This window comes from Nonomuraea sp. LPB2021202275-12-8, from assembly GCF_037044575.1.
Lineage (GTDB): Bacteria > Actinomycetota > Actinomycetes > Streptosporangiales > Streptosporangiaceae > Nonomuraea.
In genome coordinates, this window is record NZ_JBAHWD010000079.1 from 1 (window position 1) to 8,350 (window position 8,350).

Genomic DNA, 8,350 nt, shown 5'->3' on the forward strand with positions numbered 1-8,350 from the left:
CTTCTTGAGGACAAACGGCATCTATGCAGGTCAGAGGCGATTGAGCGTCCAGCAGTGCTGTAGGCATGTGCCGCAACTCGTCAGTAACTCCATTAAGCCTGGTCAGATGCCGTTTCCGGGCTTCCGTGTGACTACTCACCGCGGAGCTCGGGCTTCGGGGTGATGTGCCCTGGGTTTCACGGGGTCGCCTCCAAGAAAGCTGGAGCGGTTCATCAGGGGCAAGGCCGGTTTTGTGTAGTCTCTGCCTGGTCAGGGACGAGGGAGCGAGGAGGGGCGTCTATGCCATTAGAAGCAGGCAACAATGGTCAGGAGAACCCTCCGGCGCAAAAGACGACGTTGGGTTCGTTGTTGCGCGTCTGGCGTGAGCGGGCGCTGCTGACCCAGAACCAACTGGCGGGACTGGCGGGGCTCAATGAGCGAACCGTACGCCGGCTGGAGGCGGGCGAGCTGCGCCGGCCGCGTGGTTCATCGCTGCGCTTGCTGGCCGAGGCGCTGGGCCTGGACGCCGAGGAATCGTCACTTTTGATCAGTACGGCAAACCCTAGTCTGCAAGGTTCGCGTCCCACGCCGGTGGTGATGCCGCGGCAACTGCCTCCTGATATGGCGGCGTTCGTGGGCCGTACGCGGGAACTGTCCTTCGTGGACGAGGCCCACGCTGCGGGCATGGTGGTGATCGCAGCTATCGATGGGATGGGGGGCGTGGGGAAGACCGCGCTGGCGGTGCACTGGGCGCACCGGATGGCCGACCGCTTTCCTGACGGACAGCTGTACATCAATCTCCAGGGCTACGCACCAGGGCCGCCGCTCTCTTCGATGCAGGTGCTGGCCATGCTGCTGCGCGGCCTGGGCGTCACGGCCGACCAGGTCCCGACGGATCTGGAGGAGGCCTCCGGGCTGTACCGATCGCTGCTGGCCGGCAAGCGGGTGCTCGTGATGCTGGACAATGCCTACAGCGCCGAGCAGGTCCGCCCACTGCTGCCCGGCGGTCGGGGATGCATGGTGATGGTCACCAGCCGTGACCGGCTGACCGGGCTGGCGGCCACCCACGGTGCCCACCGGCTGACCCTTGGGGTACTTGACCCTGACGAGGCAGCGGTGCTGCTGACGCATACCTTCGGGCAGGAGCGGGTGGCGGCCGAGCCTGAGGCCGTGACCGCGCTGGCGCAGGTGTGCGGCTACCTGCCACTGGCCTTGCGAATCGCCGCGGCCAACCTCACCGGCCGCCCGGAGAAGTCGATCGCCGAGTACCTGGCCGAGCTGCAGAACGAGGACCGGCTGGACGGCCTGACGGTCGCCCACGATCCCCAAGCAGCCATCCGGGTGGCCTTCGACCACTCCTATAACCGTCTGGCCCCCGAGCGCCAAAGGCTGTACCGGCTGCTGGGTCTGATCCCCGGGCCGGACGTCTGCGTCACAGGTGCTGCAGCGCTGGCAGACATCGAGGTGGGGGATGCGAGACGGGCGCTGAGCGAATTGGTGGACGCGCACCTGGTGCAGCCACAGGGCCGGGACCGGTACAGCATGCACGACCTGCTGCGGGTGTACGCGCGCCAGCGCGCACAACTGGACGACGGCCACGTGGAATGCGAAGCCGCCCTGGAACGGCTGCTGGACTGGTACGTGGGCGGGGTCGACACAGCCGCAGGGCTGCTGTACCCGCAGGCGATGCGGCTGCCCCTCTCACCGGCGGCCGGCACCACCTTCCCAACAGCGTTCACCGATTTGTCAGAGGCGGCAGCGTGGCTCGAAGCCGAGCTGGCCAACCTGGTCGCCGCCACCCAATACGCCGCCGACCACGGCCCCCATCCGGCCGCCTGGCGGCTGGCCGACGCGCTGCGTGAATACTTCTGGCAGCGGCGTCCCATGGTGGAATGGCAGCTGGTCGCTCAGGCCGGGCTCGAGGCCGCCACTGTCGCCAACGACGCACGCGCCCAGGTTCTCGGCCGCCTCAGCCTCGGCCAAGCCGAGCGGGCCGCCGGCCGCCCTCAGTCGGCCCGCCGACATCTCACCGAAGCGCTCACCCTGGCCCGGCAGGTCGGCTGGGCCGAGGGCCAGGCCGCCGCCCTGGGCTGCCAGGGAATCGTCGCCCTGTTGTCGGGCGATCTCCGGCAGGCCGCCGAGGAGCTGGCCCGGGCGGTGTTGTTGTACCGCGACAGCGGTTGGCTGGGCGGGCAGGCCGACAGTCTGCTCGACCTCGGCCTGGCCGAGCGGGAGCTGGGCCAGTTGCGTGAGGCCGCCGCCCACCTCTACCAGGCGCTCAGGCTGTATCAGCAGCTCGGCTCACACATCGGGGAGACGATCGTGCTGGGCGCCCTGGGCGAGATCGACCACGATCTGGGGCAGTTGGAGACCGCCCGCCAGCACCTCACCAGCGCAGTGCGGCTCTATGAGGAGTTGGGCGCGCGGTTCGGCCAAACCTATTTCCTGCGCTCCCTCGCCGCGGTGACGTGCGACGCCGGCCACCCTCAGGAGGCGCTGGTCACGGCCCAGGAGGCACTGCGGCTGGCCAGCGAGATCGGCGATCCCTACACGGAGGCCAGAGTCCGTATCGTCCTGGCCAGGATTCACCTGCATCTCGGCCAGGCCCATGACGCTGGTGATCACTACCGGCGGGCCCTCGAGCTGGCTCAGCAGATCTTCAGCCGCACGACCGAAGCCGGCGCGCGGCTGGGGCTGGCCGACGTTCATCTCGCCCTCGACCAGCCCTGCCAGGCCCTCGATGGCGCCCGGCACGCGCTGGGTATCGCAGCCGCGGCCGGCATGCGCATCCTCCAAGGCCACGCCCACACCACGCTGGCCGCCGCCCACCACCGGCTCGGCCGCCACGACCAGGCGCTCACGCACGCCGGACAGGCGCTGGAGCTGCACCAGCAGACCGGCTGCGGCCTCGGGGCCGCCCGCGCCCTGCAGGTGCTGGGCTGTGCGCTTCGCGACACCGGCGATCTCCTGACGGCCGTACGCCGCTGGCAGGAAGCTCTGGCGCTGTTCACCGACATGGGCAGCCCCGAGGCCGACGAGATCCGCACACTGCTGGACGCCCGAGTTCGTGTTTGAGAAGGGAGATCGTTCATGTCCGGCGTGTTGGGGTGACGCCCTGCGTGCGGGCCGCGCGGCTGGCTGGATGCCCCTGATCGTTGATCCGCGGACCTGAGGGAAGACCCACAACACCGGGAGAGCCCCAGCTGACTCCAGGCCGGTTGATCCGGCCATCCCTGGCCGAGATCTGCTGTGTCTTCGCCCGTCTCGTGCCCGCCACCAACGCGATCGAGCACGTCCTGGCCTGGTCCAATTCCGGCAAAGCCCACCAAACCCCGCGCTCTGATCAGTCACTGCCGCCGAACGAAGCGACCCGCTACCACGCAATCTACGGATGTCGTACGGGGCTTCTGATCGGCATCGAGGTCATGAAGTCGATCAGAAGTCGACTGTTGGCATCATGCCCCTCGACTGGCAAGAACTCTCCAGGACGGAGCGGGCATGAGAAGTGTTCGGCGAGCGGCCGGCCTGGTCGTCGCGGTTTGCACTGCGTTAGCCGTGGGGGGCGCGCCAGGTGTCGCGATGGCGGCCTCCGGAACGGCCGCAGGGCCGCGGCCAGATTTCCGGGCGCCCTGGCCCTGCGGGCAAGTCCGGGATTACTTCCACCATTCGAGCGAGGTGGCGAACGCCATTGACTTCAACGTGGCCGGGTCGGCGGATCTGGGCACTCCGGCGCTCGCCTCCGCCGCCGGAACCGTCGTGTCGGCGGGCTCGAACGGCGGTTACGGCAACGAGGTCGTCCTCGACCATGGGGGCGGCTGGCGGAGCCGGGTTGCGCATCTCAGCGCGTTCTCGGTGAGGGCTGGGCAAGCCGTCGCCAGGGGGCAGGAACTGGGGAAGGTCGGCTCCACGGGGAATTCCTCTGGGCCGCACCTGCACTACGAGCAGATCGCTGACGGCGTCCGGGCGGCCATCATGGTCGACGGTGTGGCCATGCGCTACGACGGCCGGACGTACAAGCACACCAGCAACAATTGTGGAACGCGGTCGAATCTGGCGCTCTACCGGTCGTCGGAGGCCATGTTCTTCATTCGCAAACTGGATGGCACGAACCCGCCGATGGGGGTGTCGTTCGGTCAGCAGGACGACCTGCCGGCCGTCGGCCACTACGAGAACAGCAACTTCGACAACCTGGCCGTCTACCGGCAGTCGGACAGCGCCTTCCACATCCGCAAGGCGAACGGCGATCCGCTGCGGATCGGATTCGGCGACGGAACGAAGGGTGACCTGCCGGCTCCAGGTCATTACGAGAACAGCAAGTACGACAACCTGGCTGTTTTCCGGCCGTCGACCGGGACGTTCCTTATCCGGAAGGGGGACGGGTCGACCATGCCCGTGCCGTTCCCGGACGCCAAGGAGGGCGACGTTCCGGCGATCGGCCACTACGAGAACAGCAACTTCGACAACCTGGCCGTCTACCGGCGGTCGGAAGGCGCGTTCTACATCCGCTGGGCCAGCGGAAAGGTCGACAAGATCCCGTTCGGCAATCCCGGCGACTACCCGGCACCGGGCTACTACGAAGGCGGCCCGTACACGAATCTGGCCGTGTACCGCCCCTCCACGAGCACCTTCCACATCCGCAAGGCGGATCTGTCGGACCTCCCCGTCATATTCGGCGATGGTTCCAAGGGCGACCGGCCGGCCATCGGAAAATTCCAGTGAGGGACGAATGAAAAGAACCGCTGCCATTGTGATGACCGTCCTCGGCGTCTTATCTGTCCCCGGAACCGTGGCAGCGGCCACTCCACCGGCCGCGCTCGCTGCGTTACCATGCGACGGCAGGGGCGTGCCGGCGGCCGATGGCTGGAACGCGAACCAGCTGGCGCCCGCCCTGAACGGGAGAATGCGGGGCGGACTCTCGGCCTACCGCATCTCCTGTGCGAGAGTCGTTACTGAAATCGTCCGCTCCCGCGGCCTGTCGTTCAGAGCTGCGGAAATCGCCCTGACGACGATCATCGTCGAAGCGACGATGGACAACCTGAACACCGGACACGGCAGCAGCATCGGCCTCTTCCAGCAGACCATAAGCTCATATCCGAACATCAATAGAAACGACCCGGTCGCGGCCACCAACGCGTTTCTCAACGAAATGCTCCGGATATATCCGAACGGCAGCTGGGCGACGCGCCCGATCGGCGAGGTGTGCCAGGCCGTACAACGCTCGGGCTATCCGGAGAGGTATCAGCCGGAGGCCCACGACGGTAGTCTGATCGCCGGCGCCGTGTGGGATCGATCGCCTTCGAGCATCGCCGTCTATCGATCAGCACAGGCCAAGTTCTTCATTCGCAAACTCAATGGCGCCAGCCCCCCGATGGAGGTGTCGTTCGGTCTGCGGAACGACCTGCCGGCCGTCGGCCACTACGAGAACAGCAACTTCGACAATCTGGCCGTCTACCGGCAGTCGGACAGCGCCTTCCACATCCGCAAGGCGAACGGCGATCCGCTGCGGATCGGATTCGGCGACGGAACGAAGGGTGACCTGCCGGCCCCAGGTCGTTTTGAGAGCAACAGGTACGACAATCTGGCTGTTTTCCGGCCGTCGAACGGGACGTTCTATATCCGGAAGGAGGACGGATCGACCATGACCGTGCCGTTCCCGAATGCCCGGGAGGGCGACGTTCCGGCGATCGGTCATTACGAGAACAGCAACTTCGACAACCTGGCCGTCTACCGGCGGTCGGAAGGCGCGTTCTACATCCGCTGGGCCAGTGGGAAGGTCGACAAGATCCCGTTCGGCAATCCCGGCGACCTTCCGGCACCGGGTCACTTCCAAGCCGGCCGGTACACGAATCTGGCCGTCTACCGCCCCTCCACGAGCACCTTCCACATCCGCATGGCCGATCTGTCGGCCCAGCCCGTCGTCCTGGGCGACGGCTCTCTGGGCGACCGGCCGGCCATTGGCAAATTCGAATAGCAACGTATGGTGGGTCGCCGGGAGGAATTCACCTCCCGGCTCCCAGCGCTCCAGGCGTAACGGTCACCCGGCTCAAGCTTGTTCTTCGTCCTACGGATCGTTGTCGCGCTGCGATGAAGCCGAGCTGAGGCTGTGCTGCTCTACGCCGGCCCGACGTTGACCAATCGAACGAGGGGATGCTTTATGCGACGCCTTCTTGTCATAGTCACGTTACTCGCTGTCGTCAACGTCGCAAATGCGATGGTCGGGCATGCTGCCGGCGCCGACGCCTCGGCGGGTCGCGCACCCGGCGGCTGGTACGCGGACTTACCGACTGCTCTGCAAATCTGCGAGGGCGGCCAATGGAATGCCGGACCGTCCACCGCGCCGGCAGGTGCAATCGAGGTTCCGGCGGGCAACAACAACGGCTTCAACTTCGGCCAGGTCGGCAAGACCTACTGGTTCGCGCCAGGAATACACACGTTGGGTGCCGGCGAATTCAGTCAGATAACTCCTGGTATGGGCAGTACCTACATAGGAGCTCCAGGCGCCGTACTGGACGGCATGAACGCCAATCGTTACGCGTTCTCCGGCTCTGCCACGAACGTACGCATCGCCTACCTCGAGATCCGCAACTTCGGCCGTGGACTGGACAACAACAACGAGGGCGTCATCAATCACGACGCAGCCGACGGCTGGCTGATGGAGTACCTCTATGCACACCATAACGACGGCGCTGCGGTCTTCCTCGGAAGCTCCAACACGATCCGCCATAGCTGCCTGAAGGACAACGGGCAGTACGGGATCAGCATGTACAAGCCGCAGGTCGAGGGCGACTCGGCGATCAAAGACATCATCGTGCACAACAACGAGATAGCCGGCAACAACCAGGACGACTGGGAGACCCGGATCGACGGTTGCGGTTGCACCGGCGGAGTGAAGTTCTGGGACGTCGAGGGAGCCGCCGTCACGGAGAACTATGTGCACGACAATCTGAGTGTCGGCCTCTGGGCCGACACCAACAACATCGACTTTCTCTTCGACAGTAACTGGATCGAGGACAACCAGAGCATCGGCATCTGGTACGAGATCAGCTACAACGCGACAATCACGCGCAACGTCTTCAAGCGAAACGCCTGGGTCAGCGGCAACGACAACCTAGGATCGCCGGCACCGGCTATCTACATCTCGGAATCCGGCGGCGACTCCCGGCTTGCGTCCGGCGTAAGCGGCAGCACGAACCTCAACATCAACAACAATTATTTCGACGATAACTTCTCGGGCATCTCGATCTTCGAGAACACGAATCGCTTCTGCAACTCCAACGGAAACACCAGCAAGACCTACTGCACCCCGTTCGTCGCCCCCACGGTGATCCCACCGCCTTACGACTACGACTACCTCGATCCGATCAACGCCACGCATCCCTGCTACACATCCATCGCGAACGCGCCTTACCGCACCGATTGCCGCTGGAGCTCGCGCAACGTCAAGGTCTTCGACAACGAGTTTCGCTTCGATGAATCAAACGTGCCGTGCGCCGGAGATTACTGCGGTGTGCAGGCTCTGTACGCCCAGGGCGACAACAACCTGCCATGGATGCCCTATACGGTCGCCGAGATCCAGCAGAGTGTCATGTACAACAGCGGCAACAGCTTCCACGACAACACCTATGTCGGCGACTGGAAATTCGCCAAGGGCTGGGGCGAGTCGATCCCATGGAATGCGTGGCGTTCGGCGCCCTACAACCAGGATGTCGGCAGCACCCTCAACGGCGGGTCAGACCCGCCTCCCGTCCCCAATGCGCTCGACGAGGACACAGCGACTCTCGAGGGTTCGGTCGGTCAATGGGCCCCCTGGTACAAGAGCACTGTGCAGCGAGCCGCGAACGCTGCCCATACCGGCACCTATGGCCTGCAGATCGATGTCACCGAGGGCGGAGGATGGGGTGTGCAGTTGGACAATTGGCCCGGGTTCACGGCCACCCCGGGCGCCAAGCGGGTGAGCGTATGGGCCAAGCAGGGCACCACCGGAATTTCCGGCGCGACCCTCAAAGTGCTGTGGCTCGACGCCGACGGGCAGCTTCTCCGAACTGATGTGGTCCCGTTCAGTGGCCTGACTACGAACTGGCAGGAGTTCACCGCGCAAGTCACCGCGCCGGCGACGACCGCCACCGTCACGCTGAACCTGCAAAGCGCCAACGGTAGCGCCGGCGATCGGCTCAACCTCGACGACATCGTGGTGGCCGACCAGTAGTCGCGGCCTCACTGCTGGGCACCAGCAAGCACCGCCCACTGCTCACACCGCACGGCAGGTTCCAGGTGGCTGGTGTCCTTCTGATCTATCTCGCGATACCCCGTCCCGCTATGTCAGGTGATCAGCGTTGGTCACCGGGCGTGGGGATGGGGTTGAGCGATGGCT

4 protein-coding genes are annotated in these 8,350 nt (G+C 65.4%); all 4 read left to right on the forward strand.

From position 1 onward, the window contains the following. Positions 1 to 348 precede the first annotated feature (348 nt). The 4 genes from V5E28_RS48375 (at position 349) to V5E28_RS48390 (ending at position 8,185) form a co-directional block, all read left to right on the forward strand. Positions 349 to 3,054 carry an ATP-binding protein gene (locus tag V5E28_RS48375; RefSeq protein ID WP_336217077.1) on the forward strand — a complete coding sequence of 902 codons (2,706 nt, stop codon included), beginning with the start codon at positions 349 to 351 and terminating at the stop codon, positions 3,052 to 3,054. Between the two features lie 504 nt (positions 3,055 to 3,558). After that, positions 3,559 to 4,698 carry a M23 family metallopeptidase gene (locus tag V5E28_RS48380; protein ID WP_336217078.1) on the forward strand — a complete coding sequence of 380 codons (1,140 nt, stop codon included), beginning with the start codon at positions 3,559 to 3,561 and terminating at the stop codon, positions 4,696 to 4,698. A 7-nt stretch (positions 4,699 to 4,705) separates the two neighbouring features. Continuing rightward, on the forward strand, positions 4,706 to 5,950 hold the full coding sequence (locus tag V5E28_RS48385) for a hypothetical protein (protein ID WP_336217079.1): 1,245 nt from the start codon (positions 4,706 to 4,708) through the stop codon (positions 5,948 to 5,950). A 132-nt stretch (positions 5,951 to 6,082) separates the two neighbouring features. Next, on the forward strand, positions 6,083 to 8,185 hold the full coding sequence (locus V5E28_RS48390) for a right-handed parallel beta-helix repeat-containing protein (protein ID WP_336217080.1): 2,103 nt from the start codon (positions 6,083 to 6,085) through the stop codon (positions 8,183 to 8,185). Positions 8,186 to 8,350 lie beyond the last annotated feature (165 nt).